We start from the raw sequence: 19040 nt of genomic DNA on the forward strand, positions 1-19040 counted from the left end.
CTAATTCTTTTTAAGATTAAAAACTTACATTATAAATCTCCACGGACCCCACATTATCGAAACAAGAGGCTGGGCCAACTTTCCCATTCTCACAATCTAACCGAACATTCCGTAAAATCACTCGATCTAAATTATGAAGGTAAAGCCCCCAGCAAGGGAGCGCACGATAATCGGTCAATGGCTTCGAGGGAGTACGTCCTACTATTTCTTGATCTTTGTTTCCAACATACGATAAGGAAACATCCGAAAGCCGGACATCTTTCAAACTACTATCTCCCCAACTCTCTACCGAGGCGGCCGCTTTCATTAAACGTGTACCTCTTATATGCTCCAGACAGATCCGCTCTCCCCGGTTCCCCTCATTCAATGTGACTAGAAACGGATTATCCAATTGATCAAAAGAACAGCTAGATATCAATATATCCTTTACTTCCCCAAACGCAGGGAACCATGCGCCCGGTTGGAGCAATATCCCAGAAAGCATATTCCTACGTTTTTGTTCACCGGAAGTCCGATGTGGATATTTTCCCGGACCTCTAAATTCACAATCAACGATCTTTAAACCAGTAGCCGGCATTATCAACCTTATCCCATTGCACGATGAGTTCATATAGCAATTCTCTATTACCATATTCTTCCATAGCCCACCCGCAACAGCATCATCACCCGTATAAAAACGGCAATTTCGGATACGGATATCTTTTCCGCCACGAATATGAATCCCATCCCATCCTTCCTCCACTAAAAGATTATCGAAAGAAGCCCTTTCAATATCATAACTCATAAAAGCATAGTTCGACGCTCTTCGTAGTTTAACTCCCGATATCTTAATCCCTTTCGATCTCGACAAAAAGAGAATATGAGGGCCTCTCATCCCTTCTTCACCTTTTTTATCTTGAATATGGGCACCATCGATTACCCCCTCTCCTGTAATTGACACACCTTCAACTTGATCTCCTAAAAGCAATGCCTTGTTCCAATTCCGGGGTTTTACTTTATAATAAGCCTCATCTTGATTAAGATCGGATATAGAACGGTACTTTTCCAGATTATTTATGCCTTTCACTACGGCATTACTTTCTAAAAATAAGTTTACTTTACTTTTCAGCAGAATACTTCCTGTCAAAAACGTTCCCTCCGGAATGATAACCGTTCCTCCCCCTCTCAAGGAACAAGCTTCTATTGTCCTGTTGATGAACTGGGTATTGTCTGTTATTCCATCTCCTTTAGCTCCAAAATCCACGATATTATAGGTGCTATCATCATTTGAGGCCCAACCTATCCGCATAAAGAGCATAAGCAATACAAAGAGACTCCCCCGAAAGACTCTTACTTTCGATACATCTATCATCTTCATTATTCAATAAGATTTAATATGATCATAAAGGAATAAAAAAAGAATAGGATTAGCGATCCCAAGAGAACCATCCTATTCCTTTTCTTTGATGAACTTTTCAACAAGTTATATCTACTCGTTCTCGTAACCTATGCTTTGTGTCATATTCGGATTATTCTCCATTTCAACCTTGGGTATCGGGAAATACAAATCTTTCGCATCATAATGCGGATTACCAACACGTGTCTTTCCATACCAACGGCTAATCTCCTCATCCAAGACCTTCCAGCGGCAAACATCTTGCCAATGTTGTACGCCCTCACCGCAGAACTCCATGAAACGTTCCTCCCGAATCGCATCTCTCAAATCTTCTCCACTAGCCGTTATATCATGGGAACTATCTCCATTATAAGCTCTTCTTCTTACCAGATTCATATAGTTCCGGGCATTTACCTCATCTCCCGTAGCCTGACAAGCTTCCGCATACATCAAATATACATCCGCCAAACGCATCAAATACATATTAATACCAACCCCTAAATTCAACTCATTCACCGTACTTTTCAACGGATTGTATTTTCGCATGCTCCAACCTTGAATGTCAGCCTCCGTATCCTTATATTTCAGAACCTGCGTCTGCTGTCCATTCATAATAACAGGAGTTCCCGGACGCAAAGCGGCGATATCCAAACGAGGATCTCCATTAAAACGTTTAATATTCGCATCATGAAAGAAAATATTACCCCAACCGGCCGCCTCAACATCTCCACTTGCGTTCTGGAAACATAAGGCAGCGATCAATCCATATTGAGAACCTTCTCCATACCAAAAATATCCGGAAGTGTCCCCATTACGGAAATTAATCTCTAAGATCGATTCTCTATTAAATTTCTCCTGATCCTCATTAAACATCTTCGCATATTCATTGAAAGGGAGCAATTCTTTTCCGGAAGAATCAATAACCTCTTTCAACGCTTTCTTTGCCGCATCATAATTACCCATATACAAATTCGCTTGCCCGATGTAACTAGTAACGGCAACAGAGGTTGGACGTGGATAGTCCGCCCGCTCTTCCCATACGGCAGGTAGCAAAAGTTTGGCTGCCTCATAATCTTTCAAGATCTGATCGTAAACCTCGGCCACCGTGCTACGTTCTATATTTAGCATATCCGGAGTCGATGCTACCTGTAAACGAACTGGTACACCTTTTCTATCGCCCTCCCCGTTGCAAGGATATCCCTCTCCAAAAAACGCTACTAACTGTTGGTGTGCCCAACCTCTCCAAAACAAAGCTTCTCCCTTCATCTGCGAAAGCCTTACTAAATCCGCATCTGTAAACTTCTCCTTGTCGATTCTTTCCAATTGCTCCAATACGGTATTCGCACAAGAAATCATTTTATAATAACCAATCCATAACGTCCCAATGTAAGCATTATCAGAAGTCACTTGATTGGTCGCCAACTGGTTCCAGTTGGCGTCACCAGTCCAAGCCATATCTACCGTATGATCCACACAGAATGTCCCTTTCGCCATAACCCTTTTTCCATACAAAGGCACAGCGACCATATTCGCATAAACTGAAGTTACGATAGTCTCCATATCCGCCATAGATTTAGGGTAGACACTTGGAGATAACGCACTGGGATTTGATAAATCCAGAAAACTATCCGAACAACTATTAAAAGTTAACGCAGCAGCTAATAATATAACTAATTTCTTCATCTTCCTATTAATTTAGAGGGTTAAACTTAAACCGCCCATAATGGTGCGGGTGGAGGGAGCCCGTTTCACAGAATACATATTTCGTTCCAAATATCCACCACCCAATTCAGGATCTCCTTGGAACTTTGTGATAATAAATAAATTATCGCAGTTAATATAAAACTTCAAACCTTCTATCTTCAAATGAGAAAGTATTGATTTCGGTAAATTATAGCCGAAATGTAAATTCTTCAATTTAAAGAAAGAACCATCCTCCACAAAATAAGAGGAGACATTCTTGAAGTTTCCATTCGGATCCTCTTTCGTTACTCGAGGATGTGAAGTAGCCCGGTTCGTCGGACTCCACGCCTCATATACCTTATAAGTCGTATTATAGTCGCCATAGAAACTTCTTTCATAAAGCTTAGCGCTATTAAAGACATCAACACCTGCGTTTCCTAACCAGCCCATACTTAAATCAAAGCCTTTCCATGACAAATTTATATTCAATCCATACATCAAATCCGGCCAAGGATTACCGATATATGTCTTATCCTCATTCGTCACCTTTCCGTCTCCATTTAAATCCTTATATTTCAAATCACCCGGAGCCGTACCTGCTTGTTGGTACAATCCATCCGGAGATTGAGCGTTTAAGGCATCGATTTCCGCTTGGTCTTGAATAATACCATCCACGACATATCCATACATCTGTCCCATCGGTTGTCCATTTTCCGTACGATAAATAGAACTATTCAAAGCCGCATCGCTTCCAGCCCAAATGATCGGATTCACTTGGTCACTTAACTTTACCACTTTGTTCTTGTTGGTAGACAACGTAAAAGCCACGTCATACCTGAAATCTTTATAGGAATCCCTCCATTGAACCATCCATTCGAAACCTCTATTGCTTATCTTTCCGATATTAGCCCGATAAGAAGAGGTCTCGCTAAATGGTTCCGAAGAAGGCCCGGCAGAAGGTGGCACACCTACTGAATACAGCATATCGGAAGTTTTCTTATCATAATACTCGATTGTCGTATTCAAGCGATTATCCAGAAAACTTGCGTCAACACCTATATTCCATTGGGCCACGTCTTCCCATTTAATCGTAGCATTCGCAACATTTGAATACCAGAATCCTCTCTGCGTATTTTGCCCATCATATGAATAATATAGATAATTATTCGTAAAAGAAGGTTCATACAAGAATTGAGGAATTGTATTGTTACCAATTTTACCATAACTTCCTCTCAGTTTTAATTGAGACATCCATGTTATATTATCCTTTACAAAGCTCTCTTTTCCCACATTCCAACCAACAGAAGCCGAAGGAAACACACCAAACCGATTCTCTGGACCAAAGTTATCATAACCATCCCGACGAATACTAGCCTCTAGCAAATACCTGTCATCATAAGCATAGTTTACACGAGCGAACTGGGATAAACTACGACCTTCCGTTTTCGTTCCGGATACATCTTTATCTCCCGTACCTAAACTAATATCATCCGAAGGCTGAACCAAGAAGCCGTTTTTCCAACCACCTGCCGAAGAAGCCGTCGCCCGATAAGCCTCGTAGCCAACCATACCTTTTACATAGTGTTTCTCCCCAAAAGTATGATCATAAGTCAATGTATATAACATACGTAAATCATAACCGGAGCCATAATCTTTCGAGTAATAATCCTGTTGAGACAAAGATCCCAAATTCCATGATTCTAAGAACAAATTATTCGCATGGGAGTCAAAATTGGCAGAGAAATTCGCTTGGAATTTTAAATCATTGATAATCTCCCAATCCAAAATCGCATTTGCCCGGGCCCAAAACCTACGTTCATTCGCATGATGCGACATTAGTGTAGCCACATGATTAGGTCCCTCGTAGTAACCACCTGCCGGATGTTTCCCCCAACCTCCACCAGCTTCGTTGGTATTATCATAAGGCACCATCGTAGGAACTTGGCGGTAATAAACATAATCATTATTCGTCTGCCCATACAAATGGGGATCCGTATTATTAAAACCAACAGTCAGGATCTCAGAAAATTTCACACGTTTACTTATATTTGTCTGGCTAGCCACACGAAAATTACCCGCATCCTCAAATGAATAACGTTCGATAAACTGATTCTTGTAGAACTCCGCAGACATATTAAATGTAGTTTTCTCATTACCACCTGTCATCTGTAAAAAATAGTTTTGCCTAAAAGCATTACGCCAAACCAGATTTTCCCAGTCTGTATCTGGTAGCGAAGCGGGATTATCCCAGCCGGAATTGGGATTATTAGGGAAGCCTGCCGCCAGTTTCCGGTCAATAAAGTCTGCGGTATGCAGCATATCCGGCAAATCGATCGGAGTCTCTATTCCAAAGCTTACTCTCGCATTAATAGAAAGTTTCCCTATCTTTCCTTTTTTAGTGGTAACAAGGATCACACCACCTGCTCCCCGGGCACCATAAATAGCAGTAGAAGCCGCATCCTTCAAGATCTCGATAGATTCTATATCATTAAAATTAGGAGCGCTACCCGGCACTCCATCCACGATCCACAACGGATCCGCGCCATTGATAGAAGCCGCTCCACGAATGATAATGTTCCCATTGGAAACATTGACACCAGCCACACGTCCTTGAATAACATGCGACACATCCATATTTAAATCATTAAAATCATCCGTCTTAATAGAAGCCACAGATCCCGTTACATTCGACTTCTTCTGCACGCCATAACCAACAACGACTACCTCATCCAGTTTTTGAGTATCTTCCTTCAAGTTTATCATTAAACTTGATTTTCCGTTCACTGCTACATCTTGAGTATTAAACCCAATATACGAGATCTGTAAAATACCGGTATCATCTATATTTAATGAGAAATTTCCCGAGATATCCGTTACCGTTCCATTCGTAGTCCCTTTCTCAACAACATTCGCTCCGATAATCGGTTCGCCGTTACTATCCACCACAGTACCAGATACCTGCTTTACTTTACCTGCAGTCTTTAAAGTTACGACAATTGAATGGCCTGTCATCGTATATTGCAAGTCCCTTTGATGCAATACATCATCCAACAAACGCTGAATCGGCTGATTCGTCACGTTTAAAGTTACCTCCTTCTTTCCTTCCACTATAGCATCCCGATAAGAGAATATATATGTGGTTTGCTTCTCTACAGCCTCAAAAAATTGCTTTAATGTAGCATTCTTCATGGAAAGAGTGACACTTCCTGTCTGAGCTAATACCAAAATAGGATTAAAAAACAGAAATAGAGCCAAAAAAATTATATAGCTACATTGATTTTTTCTACTTTTGAACATATATTATTTTTTTAAATTGATACAATCCGTTTTATGGCCTAATCGCCATTCTCGTAAATGGAGTATTAATTGGGGAACCGGAAAATCTCGACCATTTTTCGGTTCCGTTTTTATTATGAAGAATCTTGTCGCATAAGAACTGATTTAAGGTTGTACATTTTTATTTTCACTCGCTCAAGGATGTATAAAGATATCATCTCCTCGTACATCATATGTAAAGTCATAATGCCTCTCTAAAAGGTCCATTACCTCTACGATATATTCACTATCAAAATTTCCGGTAAATAAGTCATTCGCTAAAGAAGAATCATTCAAATGGATATTCACGCCATATCTACGCTCTAGTTTAGCCAAGACATCACTTAATGTCGTTGATCGGAAAACGAGATCTCCTCTTAACCATGCCGTTTCAAATCGATTATCTGTTTTCTCCACGGTTATAATACCCGATTCTTTATTGAACAATGCTTTTTCATTCGGTTTTAGATAAACGACACGAGAAGGCTCTGAACAAGTCTGTATCTTGATCCGTCCCGATATCAAGGCCATTTCCATGACATTCTCCCGTTCATACGAATACACATTAAAACTTGTGCCCAACACTTCTATATCCAGATATTTTGTATGTACCACGAAAGGTTTATCCTCATTCCGAGTCACCTCAAAATAGGCCTCTCCCTCTAAATTAACTTGTCGAAGCTCTCGACCGAAATCGTGAGTGTAACTTAAGCTCGATTCCGCATTTAGTTTTACTTGTGTTCCATCCGGTAAAGTCACCCCCGATCTTTCCCCTCTATCGGCATGAACCACTAAATTGCCAATGCTACCCTTCTGATCGACTGGATTGAAATATAAATAACCAGACAATATACTTAATAAAGGTATTAATAGTATTGCGGCGATACGAGCCAGTTTCCTAAACACCATAACGAATCGTTCTTTTCTCGTTCGATTTTGAATCTCACTGAACATATCTCGTATGATTCTCTCATCAATCTCTTCAAAGGGTCGCCCATTTTCCCATAAATGAGACAATGACAGCGATAATTCATCATCATCAGACAAATTAACCAAAAGCCGTAGTGTTTTCAACTCTTCCGTAGAGATCGTATGATCCATGTACTTTGAGAGCAAATAATATGTATGTGATTCCTGCATAATATCCTTTTTATAAGGTATACACATGAGCCGTTAATTTATAACATGCCTTTTTAGATGTTATAAAACATAATAATATTATTTTTCAATTTTATTTATCCGATAAAGAAAAGAGAGAACAGCAAAGCATACTTACCGAGCTCCTTTCTTAAAACATGTAAGGCTTGCGATAACTGGTTACGCACAGATTGTTCTGAAATTAAGGCTTTAGCCGCTATTTCTGTTATAGTTATACCTTGTTCCTTATTTAACTCAAACAGTTCTCGTTGGCGAGGTGTCAACTTTTGTTTCGCTATTTCCAGTCTATGGTTAAATTCCTCAAAAGATAATTTACGTTCAATCGCTGTTTCCTCTCCATCTCCAGACTCATTCAGTACAACATCTTCCAAAAAAAGCGGACTATTTGCCTGCCTACGAAACTCATTCAATAATTGGTTCTTGGCCATCGTAAATAGGAAAGCATTAAAAGACATATCTAAATCAATTTGTTCTCTCCGCACCCACACTTTGATAAATGTCTCTTGTACAATATCTTTTGCAAGAGCATCAGAATGAGTCAAGTGCAATGCGAACGCATATAGGCGTGAAGCGTATGATTCATACAGTTTCGTAAAGTCTCTGTATGAACCGCTTCGTAATCGTTCTAGGTATATCCGTTCTACATCCATCTCCTCTAGCACATATTGACCGAACAAATATAAAATAAAAAAATAAGAAGAGGTTATTTCCTCTTGAAAAGAAATAACCTCTATCTACTACAAATGGTGCTTAGCCTCATTTTTCATTGATCTATAAATCTTCAATTTTCACTTGCTTGAAGGACCTGATTTTTACCGGTCCCAAAAGCCCTGACGTTCGTAAATATTTTTCAGAATCTGGAGCATCGAACTTTACGATATTCGTTTTAGTTCTTCTCTCTTGTTTAGGCAATTTACTATCTCCGATAAGGCGATTAGGCCATAAGTTGACAATCTCTATTGATAAAGTATTTTGACCTTCCTTTACATAAGGAGTGATATCAACCTCAAAAGGAGCCGACCAAGAAACAGGGAAGACATGATCATTAACTTTAATCACAGCTAGATCTTGAACATTCCCTAAGTCTAATTTCATCTTTTTATCCCTTAACTGTTCAGTCTTTATATAAAATGTATTTTCATAAATCGCTTTTCCTGAAAAATAACGGATCTCCGGATCTTCTGAATCTGTCCATGAATATAATTTATTGAAAATGACAGGTTCACTTTTACCCCAACAAGAATCAAAGCGTACAACCCAATTCCCCATTATGACATACTCCTCTATTTTCTCACTGCTTCCTATAGATAAAACACTTCCATTATTCCAATAAATTTTATAATTCCCGGGATCATATATGTTAGCGACAATATTATCTTTTTTGGTTTCAAATTCAATTGGAGGATATTGGCCAGCCTCTAAATCATCTGGGAATATTGCAGAACTACAACGCTCCACTTTCACGATATGATTATTCGTCTTCTCTGCATTCCTAAATACTACAAAAATAGAGCCTTCTGGATTAAAATGCAAAGGAATAACCGTAGTTCCGTTCTCTTCATAATAATTTAAAACAGGCCTTATGTCTCCTGTTTGTGGATTCCATAATTCAGGAACCTTTCCTGTTACCCTAAATTTGCAATTCACAAATTCATAACGATCTGGTAAAGAAGGCATATACCGATAGAAATAATCATTAATGCCATTTACAGCATACCGATTTGTTACAAAATAAATATCTTGTTCCTCTGTTCTTCGATGAATATAATCCAATAACGTTCCCGATCGACGGCTTGTATATGATAAATCAGGCTTCACCGACATAGACATTAGCACATTATTTATATCTTGCCCCCAAATTACACGCCCTTTACCATAGGTTTGTTCCGTTCTATTTACTCCATCTAGCCATCCCCACATACGATTCCGAATTTCATACAACTCTTTATCACCCTCCGGATAATTGGTTAGGCCACTCGTTCTAAGAGGAGGCTCACCAATCACAGTCATACCTTGTAATACCAACTGTTCTATTTTTCTTAAGACTTCCAAATCAATTGTCTTGTGAGGAGGTAATATTAATACTTGATACGACATTCCATCCGGCAAACGTATTTTCCCTTCAGAAAAAGAAAGCCTATTTAAAATCACATCTTTTGAGCATTTATCCCAGTCATACCCAAAATTTAGATTGTCTACCTCCTCTTTCAGAAAAACCATATTAGGGACATCATCTCCTGTATAATAAAGAACATCTGCCACAAATAATCCTTGTTGAAGCAAATAAGAACACCGATCTATATAATCTACAAAATCTCCAGCCTGCTCCCACCAAGTTACATTTGGATTTAAATGTGTTCCCGCAAAATATTCATTTCCGGGCACGCCATACTCTTTTGGAGAGGAAACAAACGCATGCCAAACTAAACGATTAACCCCTGAACAAAAAATTCGATCTAGAATTCCCTTTAAATCTTTAGGGGATCGTTCCCATTGGGGGCCAATACTCGTTGGTCCTTCAGCTTCCACAAATCTCTTTCCATTCGTATGTGCTACACAAGCACTTTGTCTAACTGATAGTCTCGCTCCCTCAGACGCAACATGAGAAATAGATCGTGCCCAATATTCACCATGAGGTATATCGCTAATACTCATTATCTGTAACGCATCAACAGGAGTATAACAAGGGCCTCCCGATTCCGGGTCAATCATCATTCCATGTTTATGAGCCAACTCTTTGAATAACATATAATGATTCTCATAGATACAATCACTCACAGTTCTTCGAAGGTCTTGTAAAAAACGATTTGAAAGTTCTGGACTCTCTACAATGCGACCAGTCATAACCGGAAGATAAGGAAATATATCATATCCTCGATATTTCTTAAATTCTTCGGGGAAACGATTTGTCCAATTCACGACTCCCATCTCCCAGCTATCCGTTTGAAGAAAACGAACACTATTACCGGCCTCTTTCGCCGTATAAATCAATGGTTCTATGACAGTTTTACTGAATACATCAAAAGCTTCCGCACTTAAGTGATCTACCGATAGACCTTCCCACCCATCACTTGTTGTCGAAGTACGCACCCCCGTACAAGTCCAGCCATACCGTATAATAGTCCAATTACCTTCTGGAGCATCCCAATTTAGAGTTTCTCCATCAAAAGAATCTGTCAAATCCAGAATTTCACTTTTCTTTATTACTTCTGCATTTGAGTCAAAAAGGAATCCCTCCCTCAATTTATCTAGCGGGAATATTTCTTGGAAACCAAGCCCTGAGTTAAATGATTTAGCAGACCAATAAGGAATTGCCTCATCCTTTATCGGTGTGCCTTCTGGCAACTGTTTCACTGCTTGAACACAAACATCACGATACAAAAGATTTGATTCTGGAAGTGCTAATTTTATATGAAGTATCTTTCCACCGCTGATATTACACTCAGAATATGTTAACTTTTTCAATGCATGTTCCGGGGTTATGGAAGGTCCTCCCGGATTCCAACCACTTTGTACATTGACACACAAACTTATCCCCAGTCGATCAGCCTCTCGTACCGCATGTTTATATAAACCCATCCAATCAGGAGACATAAATACTGGTCCATGTGCTGTTTTCGTAGCGATCTCGTAACTAGAGCTTCCCGCATCAATTAATGTAGCGGAACCATATCCCTTAGCTTTCATTTCTTCAAGATCTCTTGTTATAGACTCTTTGGTCGCCATACTATTTATCCACCACCAATAACAAGACATCCGAGCTTCCCCCGGTGGGGATTTAAACTTCTCCATAAGTGTATTATCATCTATTCGCAGAATAGGTGCCAATCCAAAATCCGACTGTCCCATCGTATCTTGTATATAGAACAATCCTAATATTATCAAATAATTAATTTTCATATTCATAGATCTATCAGATTTTGTCCAGAATGAAGAATTAGGGTTTGTTTATTCCAGAAGAAACGACCAGACAAACCTTCCGGTAATACAATTTTACCATTAATGCCTTTATTTTCCCTTTCTAACATTATAGAAATATTTCCTAATGGATGAGGTATTTTTCCCTCTACTCTATTCAAATAACCTAAATGGGGCTCTATTTTTACAGAACGGAAACCTGCTTCTGCCGGCTCCACTCCACAAATTGTCGCTAGAAAATCAAAAACAGGACTTGCGCTCCAAGCATGGCAATCCGAACGGCTAGGTTCCGGATTCTCCGCAAAAGTGGTCAATCCCATACCTAACATATCTTGCCAAGGTTTCAACATAGATACATATTGATCAGCCAAGCCCACTTTCTTTAAAGCCCGAAACAAATAAAAACGATAATAGAAAGTTGCTTGAATTAAAGAAGAAGTCGTATCTAAGCGTGTCAATAAGTCTTGCTGGAACTTAGCAGGAACAGCATCAGACAATATTCCCATTATGTTAGCATGTTGGCTATAACTTGTTTTCAATATATCATCACATAACAATTGCTTTTTTTCAACCCAGCAATGCTTCCATGTATTTTCACATAAAGAAATCCGTAATGAGTCATATTGAACGGCCAAATCTTTCTCACCAAAATGATCCAGCAACTCCACAGCATCTTTTAATGTATAAGCTAATTGCAAAGTAAGGATAGAGGAGCCGCCAGTCATTCCTCCCGGAGGAACCCCACCAGTCGGTTTATCTTTGCTCCATGGCCATTGAGTTGGCCAATCCACAAAATTCCAATGAGGAATAGCCCCTAGCATCCCTGTTCCCTTATCCACTTTATCCACAAACCACTCCAGTATTGTTTTCACCCCTGAAATACAGTTTCTCACAAAAGCTGGATCATCACGATACATCCAATAATCATGTACCATATTAATCCAGTATAAAGAAAATGGTGGAATATATTGAGGAACACGGCTCGGATAACGACTTGTCGTAATTCCCTCATAAGAACGAGAATAATCGTACATCTTAATTGCTTTTCGCATTAAACGATCATCCCCATCTACGTAAAGAGAAATAAGAGCTTGAATACGTGTATCTCCCACATATTGTAACTGCTCATAATATGGACAATCAAAATAAGTTTCGTGTGCACATAGACGTGCTGTACGCCAACCAGTGTCCCAAATTTGTTTCATAAAATCCTGATCGCAATCAAAAGAAGCATTTTCTTTAAATGGATATCCAGTATACATACCATACAAATCATGGAGAACTAAAGGCTCATCCTTAGTCTCGATATCTAGTTTAATATACCGATAAGTCCTGAACCATAAAGGACGAAAAAGACGATTCGAGCCCCCATCCGGATAAAATTTATCCACAAACCCTATGACATCCCGTCCATCAATCTCATTTCTGTTCGCTTTTTCTCCGTCCTTAAACATAGCTTCACTATAAGTAAACTTCACTAGACTATTCTTCCCCCCTGAAACAATCAATTCAGGATAAGCCGTTGTCAAAAAATCCTGATCAATCAAAAGAGATACCTTCTGATTTGCTGGGACTTTAAGCTCCGCTTTACCTTTTAAGAAATCAGAAGGCAAATCAATCCCTTCCGCCCTACGTATTCGGTTCATGCGTAATAAAGATTCTTCCATAAATGGAATATCTCTTTTGCATAGTATCCAATCATATCCAGAACCTATTCCATAAGGTTGTCCACGGCCTATCGTACGAGCCTCTATCCAGTCGGCATCATTATAATCCAAATTTTCCCAGCCCCATGGATATAATGACGCATTTAAAATATCACTGCATCCAACATCTTGTAAATACTCTATAGAGGGAGAATAAGCAGGATCATGATAAACTTTCCAAGATTTATCCGTGTTTGCTTGTGCCTCCAAAGAAGTGTTTCCTTGTACAATCAAACCAGTCTTCAGAGTCATCTGTGCTCCCGGAGTATAATTTCCAAAGTTCCAAACCAATACAGCTAATACATTTTTCCCGGGTCTCAACAACGGCGCAATATCTACCGTATCAAAATACCAGTGATAAATATCCCCCCTTGCCGGTCCCCAACAAACCGGCCTCCCATTTACAAACAAACGATATCTATTATCTGCGGATATATTTATAATAAAAGAATCTAGTCGACTATTTAATGTCAATGTTTTCCTAAAGTGATAAACACCGTAATCATATAACGAACTTTCCGGACAAGTAATCCATTCTGCTTCCCAACGTTCTTTTAACAATACAGGAGATGGTTCCGCACTATATTGATTTTGTCCTTTCACAAATACCGAACAACATAGCAAAATCAGTGATAATATAAAATATTTCATTGTACAATCCTTTTAAATTAATTAAAAATCAACAAAGATATCGGGCCTATAAGTCCGGCTTTAGGGTCTCCACGATAGGGCGTTGGCTGAGTTTGATAATGATTAGCTAATGTACTATAAACCAACACCTCTATTTCATTTTCACCTTCCTTTAGGAAGTGGCTTATCTCCACTTTGTATGGAGGACTCATTAAAATCCCAGCAGAATGGCCATTAACCTTTATCTCACAAGTAGCTACCACATCCCCTAAATCCAATAAAACTTTTTTATCTGAGCATTTCTTTGGTAAACGAATATTTTGTTTATAAATCATACCTCCAGAATAGCAACGCAGAGCTCCCGTTTTTGCCCAATTTCCTCTCAAAAGCAGACCTGTTCCTGTTTTCAATTTTACAGGTTCTGCCAATACCGCTGTCCCTTGATTACCTATGTGAGCTGCGATTGAAAAAGCGATAGTTCCTATTCTTTGCCTTTTCTCCGGAAAAATCACCTTGTATCGGTTAATACCATCCAGACTCATCTCATTCAGAAGATGTATAGCAGAATCCGGAAGCGCCTTTCCATCAACCCATACTTTCAAATCTCTACCCCTAATCGCAAAATCCATTTCCTGTAATCCCGGAACTGATTGAAAACGGTAATTCCATCTATTATACTTTCTTTGGTACGGATCAAAAAACAAATGTTCCGTTTTAGCCCAACACATCGATATTTCATCCGAATAAGCAGATGGTTTTATTGGTTTTGCTACTTTCTCAGGTAACAGAACTACGGCTCCTCGAGGACGATCATCATGGTAAGCTCCAGTTTGAGATTTATATTCTATTTTACAAGTATTCGCATACTCAACGAGCAAAGAATGCCATCCCTGCGTCAATTCTATTTTTTCATGGGCAAATGCACCGTCTATTAAAACAACATCCGCTAATGTCCCAATCTGCTCCACCCGATAAGTACCACTCTCCTTTACATACACATAAGTCCTAAACCTTTGTAATCCTCCTCGATCCAAGATAAAGAAGCCATCACTAATTTTACCTTTCAGCCCATGATATCCTTGAGCACCCGGATTATCCCATACTCCATACTGCCAAGAAAACGAAACGGTTTTCCAATCGGGGAATGAATCCGAACAAGTCTCATATTGAGGTCCATATCCATAAATTCCTTCTTCCCAATCCTCATCCTTAAAATCTTTTTCCATCCAAGACTTAGGAGCTTGATTCTCTGCCATAAAACGAAAGACACGAGCTTCAGCTCCAATATATTCATTGGATGCGGGTAGACGAAAATCACCCCATTTATTATTTAATGTCGGCAACAAATTGACAGTCCATTCTCCATCTAATAAAATTTCAGAGTCAAGGGATTCTTTCTTTTCCAAAATATTTTCTAGAATAGGTGTCCCCGGTGAGAATACAATTAAATAAGAATTGGTATATTCTTTTTTCAATTTCAACCAAGTACCTTTTTCATTCTGGCGAAGAACAGGATAAGGGTGTATCGTCCCATTTTGAGCATCCCACAATTCCACTTTGCCTGTATTACGGAAAAAACACTCAGAGTTCTTATCCACATTCATTACCATATAAATATCTCGATCACCAACTTTTCGATGCAACACTTTACCTCCATTTTCATTAGGAATAAAATCTGGTGTAATCAATTGAGGGATACATTTCTCAATCGAACCATCTGAAATATACCACCCAATTCCATTTGCCACATTTCTTTGCATTTGCCCCGTTTTACCTGAACGAGCCTCCATCGCAGTCAAACCGAATATCTCTTTTACTATTTCGTCGACCTCCTTATCTTGTTCACCTTTTCTACTACTAGCAGAGGGTAACTCCCCTGTTGCCAGAATAATGCCACCAGCCCTGTAATAATCCCTAAGTTTTTGCAAAGAAGAAAAATGCATCGCTTTCATTCCTGCTATAACCATTACTTTATACTTCTCATTCATTATATGCAACGAACTTTTGTCAAAAGAGGCTTGCCTTAAAGAACGAAAATCAATAAAGTCATAATCCAATCCAGCAGCACTTAACTTCATAGCCAAATTAAATGTTGTATCGGCTGTCATATCTGGATATGCTTGCATGGATTCAGTCGGATACATGAGGGCTATATCACAAACATGCTCTCCTTGACTCAACAGATAACTCATTCTTTCCGTATATTTCAACCAAGTTTTCATATGAGGCCAATAAGGCATACGAAAATGGAAACAAGGCGGAGCCCATTCCCACCAACCACCATGAGTTGAATAATACAAACCATGCATACAAACTAAATTACCACCAGCCATAAAATGATGATCTATTTGTTGAGTCAACCATGCACCGGAGCTCCCCCAACCCATACTATGAAAAGCTTCTAGCCAAGTTCTTGGACGATTATATAAATGCGCTATAGAACTCGAAACTTTCGTCTCCAAAAAGCTGGAACCCATAGATGGAGCATCATTTCCCGGAGCAGTAAACCAACTGATCGCACGGAAATAATCAACATAAGATAATGGATTTCGTCCACGTCCTAAATTATCGCAGCCATATATTAGCCCTCTCTTAGCATGCCATTCATAAATTGGTTGGTAATAACGTTCTTCAGACAAATCCATTAAAACCTCTGCATAATCTAATCGAATCTTGGGAGTAATCGGGCCTATATATTCTTTCAATGCGGGTAGATACGGGGTTATGTCATATCCTTTTCGTTTTTGAAACTCCGACTGAAAATCATCAGACCAAGACATCATACTGATTGGATATGATAATTCATCCTGAAAAAAGTAATTCATGCCAGCCTTTCCCACAGAGTCCATCTTATTTTCAAAACGATTAAAATAGACATCAACCAAAGTCTTCCCATAATCCGGATGAAGGACATATTTATTCTTTGCCTTAATAACATAGACATTCACATCCTCTCTTATAGGAGATTTCCAAATAATCTGCCCATTCTTAATGCTAGTTTCGAGATTAATCTTACCGGGCCAAGCGACAACAGCCACTAAATCCGCCGGAACATCATATTGGAAAACCTCATCCTTTTTTACAGGAATTGCATTTATCTCCAACTCTCCTTTATATCCTTTAAAGATATCCATAGTATCCAATTCATCCGGATAATAGCCGTTTCCAATCCAGCCAACTGTATAATCATCTAGTCCAATCCCTAATCCACGTTGAGCGCATTCTCCCGAAAACCATTTCCAGATATTCCACCACTCATCTGAAAATACAGCAGGTTCACCGGGCTCAGTCCGTCCATATAGGCCATACCCGTCTTTATTGAACAAGGTATCCACTTTCGGATCTGTATGTATATAACTAACCGCAAAGCCGTCTGTCGCAGAAGAAGAAAGGATATCCAATTGTTCTTTTAACCGCTCTTTATCCAAACGGTCTCCATTCCACCAATAGAAAGGAACATTCCCATATCCTTTAGGGGGATTCTGAAAGCCGGATAAGACATCAATATCTCCTCCCCGTCTTGGATATCCCTTATACTTTTGAGATTGTGCAAAATTTATGGAAGGCATAAGAAATGGTAAACAGAACAGTAAGAAAAGTCGTTGTTTCATAAACTTTAAATAATTAGTAGCCCCTAGAGACCTTTCAGTTAACAAATAATGGTAAAGATAGTATTTCTATTCGTTCCGGAGAACAAAGCGTCTCCGGAACAAATTCATTTTTCACTAATCAATATCCCGTGTTTTGCTCAAGCAAAGAATTAATTTGAAGTTCACGATAAGGTATCGGGAACACTAATTTTTCTTTTGTTACCTGATAAGTTCTTTCTGTTAAATACGGATATAAAGACTTCATACGTTTTCCATATTCAGACATTACTTCTATAGCCTTTCCTGTACGGAGTAAATCCTGCCATCTATGACCTTCAAAAGCTAATTCATGCCGACGCTCTTTCGCGACAATATCAGCATTTACCATAGACAAAGCCTTTAATCCTGCTCGTTGGCGAACTTGATTTACGAATGTTACAGCTTCTCCCGCCTTACCTTGTTCTACCAAACATTCCGCTAGTAAAAGAAGAGCATCCGAATACCGATAAACAGGCCAATTATCATCCGTATTTTTCACTTTTGAATGAGCATGATGATATTTGTTGATAAAATAATAAGATATAGGATAGTCCTTAATTCCAAGATCCCCTACATTAAAAACTTTATCATATACAAAACGTCCATACTCATCATTATGTCCTGCTATTACAGAAACCGAAGGATCTACACGCAAGTCCCCCTCTTCATAAGAATCGACCATCTCCTGTGTGGGTATATTCCAGCCAGCATCGCTAAGTGTATTACTTGCGGGAACGCCTGTTATAATCTCAGCCTCACTTGTTCTCGGTATAAAATAATACAACCAGTTGCTTTCCTGTCCTTGATCCCCCTGTTGAAACTGAACTTCAAAAATAGATTCCTTGCTATTCTTATTCGAGGGTTCAAAGACTGACGCATAATTTGTTTGTAATTCATATCCCATCTTCAGTATTTCCCTTAATTGAGCCTCTGCTCCAACATAATCCCGAGAGGGCATTGTCATCAAGACATAGGCCAATAGCATACGTGCAGAACCTTGTGTAGCAGAACCATTTTGTGGAAAACTAACAACAGGAAGTTTAGCAACGGCATCATTTACATCACTCAAAATTATCTTGTAAACCTCCTCCTCAGAAGAACGAGCCAAAAACGCATCATTAACACCGATTACCTCATGTAAATATAAAGGAACTCCTCCAAAATACTGAACTAATTGAAAATAGTAATACCCTCTCAAAAACTTCGCTTGCCCTATTATATGATTTTTAAATTCTTCTGAAAATTCCATTCCCTCGATACGATCCAATATAGAGTTTACCCTAGAAATGCCAGAAAAACAGTTATAATACATATCATCAGTTACAATATTCTGCTCATCATTTGTAAAATCTGCCACTTCCTCATATTGACGTTGTGCCCTATCCGCCTCAAAGCGGATATAATGAGTATTATCGGCACGCATTTCGGACATTAATGTCCCATAAACGCCATGAACATCACGTAATCTTTGATATGCTCCATTAATGGCTTGCGTAAAATGCTCTTCTGTCTTGAAAAAAGTAGATTCACTACCTGTATGCTGAGGTGCCAAATCTAAAAAATCACCAGAACAAGAGCTTAATAACAAAGTAGTTATACATATACTTATTAACTTCTTCATAATTC

Annotated in this window: 9 protein-coding genes; all 9 read right to left on the minus strand. The window is 39.0% G+C overall.

The genetic code is table 11. The features are described 5' to 3' along the window. Positions 1 to 16: 16 nt before the first annotated feature. Positions 17 to 1357: a glycoside hydrolase family 28 protein gene (locus DWX84_RS11890; protein WP_005861413.1), complete on the minus strand. Its 1341-nt coding sequence runs from the start codon at positions 1355 to 1357 to the stop codon at positions 17 to 19. 111 nt (positions 1358 to 1468) lie between these two features. Beyond that, positions 1469 to 3058: a RagB/SusD family nutrient uptake outer membrane protein gene (locus DWX84_RS11895; RefSeq protein WP_044546750.1), complete on the minus strand. Its 1590-nt coding sequence runs from the start codon at positions 3056 to 3058 to the stop codon at positions 1469 to 1471. Between the two features lie 12 nt (positions 3059 to 3070). Then, complete coding sequence (locus tag DWX84_RS11900) at positions 3071 to 6247, minus strand: TonB-dependent receptor (protein WP_229103496.1); 3177 nt, start codon at positions 6245 to 6247, stop codon at positions 3071 to 3073. 282 nt (positions 6248 to 6529) lie between these two features. Then, positions 6530 to 7540 carry a FecR family protein gene (locus DWX84_RS11905; protein ID WP_048927977.1) on the minus strand — a complete coding sequence of 337 codons (1011 nt, stop codon included), beginning with the start codon at positions 7538 to 7540 and terminating at the stop codon, positions 6530 to 6532. A 68-nt stretch (positions 7541 to 7608) separates the two neighbouring features. Further along, positions 7609 to 8181, minus strand: coding sequence for an RNA polymerase sigma factor (locus DWX84_RS11910; RefSeq protein WP_048927997.1), 573 nt, complete (start codon positions 8179 to 8181; stop codon positions 7609 to 7611). A 121-nt stretch (positions 8182 to 8302) separates the two neighbouring features. Further along, positions 8303 to 11437, minus strand: coding sequence for a glycosyl hydrolase (locus DWX84_RS11915; protein ID WP_048927976.1), 3135 nt, complete (start codon positions 11435 to 11437; stop codon positions 8303 to 8305). After that, positions 11434 to 13806: a family 78 glycoside hydrolase catalytic domain gene (locus tag DWX84_RS11920; protein WP_048927975.1), complete on the minus strand. Its 2373-nt coding sequence runs from the start codon at positions 13804 to 13806 to the stop codon at positions 11434 to 11436. The genes DWX84_RS11915 and DWX84_RS11920 overlap by 4 nt, the downstream gene beginning before the upstream one ends. Positions 13807 to 13823: 17 nt before the next feature. Next, a complete protein-coding gene (locus tag DWX84_RS11925; protein ID WP_048927996.1) occupies positions 13824 to 17396 on the minus strand; it encodes a glycosyl hydrolase in 3573 nt (1190 codons plus the stop codon). A gap of 118 nt (positions 17397 to 17514) precedes the next feature. After that, positions 17515 to 19035, minus strand: coding sequence for a RagB/SusD family nutrient uptake outer membrane protein (locus DWX84_RS11930; protein WP_036632352.1), 1521 nt, complete (start codon positions 19033 to 19035; stop codon positions 17515 to 17517). Positions 19036 to 19040 lie beyond the last annotated feature (5 nt).

The sequence above is a fragment of the Parabacteroides sp. AF21-43 genome, assembly GCF_003635435.1.
GTDB lineage: Bacteria > Bacteroidota > Bacteroidia > Bacteroidales > Tannerellaceae > Parabacteroides > Parabacteroides distasonis.

Excerpts from the sequence above, each read along its gene's own strand:
- DWX84_RS11890 (WP_005861413.1), bottom strand. The coding sequence starts at position 1,357 with ATGAAGATGATAGATGTATCGAAAGTAAGAGTCTTTCGGGGGAGTCTC.
- DWX84_RS11895 (WP_044546750.1), bottom strand. The coding sequence starts at position 3,058 with ATGAAGAAATTAGTTATATTATTAGCTGCTGCGTTAACTTTTAATAGT.
- DWX84_RS11900 (WP_229103496.1), bottom strand. The coding sequence starts at position 6,247 with ATGAAGAATGCTACATTAAAGCAATTTTTTGAGGCTGTAGAGAAGCAA.
- DWX84_RS11905 (WP_048927977.1), bottom strand. The coding sequence starts at position 7,540 with ATGTGTATACCTTATAAAAAGGATATTATGCAGGAATCACATACATAT.
- DWX84_RS11910 (WP_048927997.1), bottom strand. The coding sequence starts at position 8,181 with ATGGATGTAGAACGGATATACCTAGAACGATTACGAAGCGGTTCATAC.
- DWX84_RS11915 (WP_048927976.1), bottom strand. The coding sequence starts at position 11,437 with ATGAATATGAAAATTAATTATTTGATAATATTAGGATTGTTCTATATA.
- DWX84_RS11920 (WP_048927975.1), bottom strand. The coding sequence starts at position 13,806 with ATGAAATATTTTATATTATCACTGATTTTGCTATGTTGTTCGGTATTT.
- DWX84_RS11925 (WP_048927996.1), bottom strand. The coding sequence starts at position 17,396 with ATGAAACAACGACTTTTCTTACTGTTCTGTTTACCATTTCTTATGCCT.
- DWX84_RS11930 (WP_036632352.1), bottom strand. The coding sequence starts at position 19,035 with ATGAAGAAGTTAATAAGTATATGTATAACTACTTTGTTATTAAGCTCT.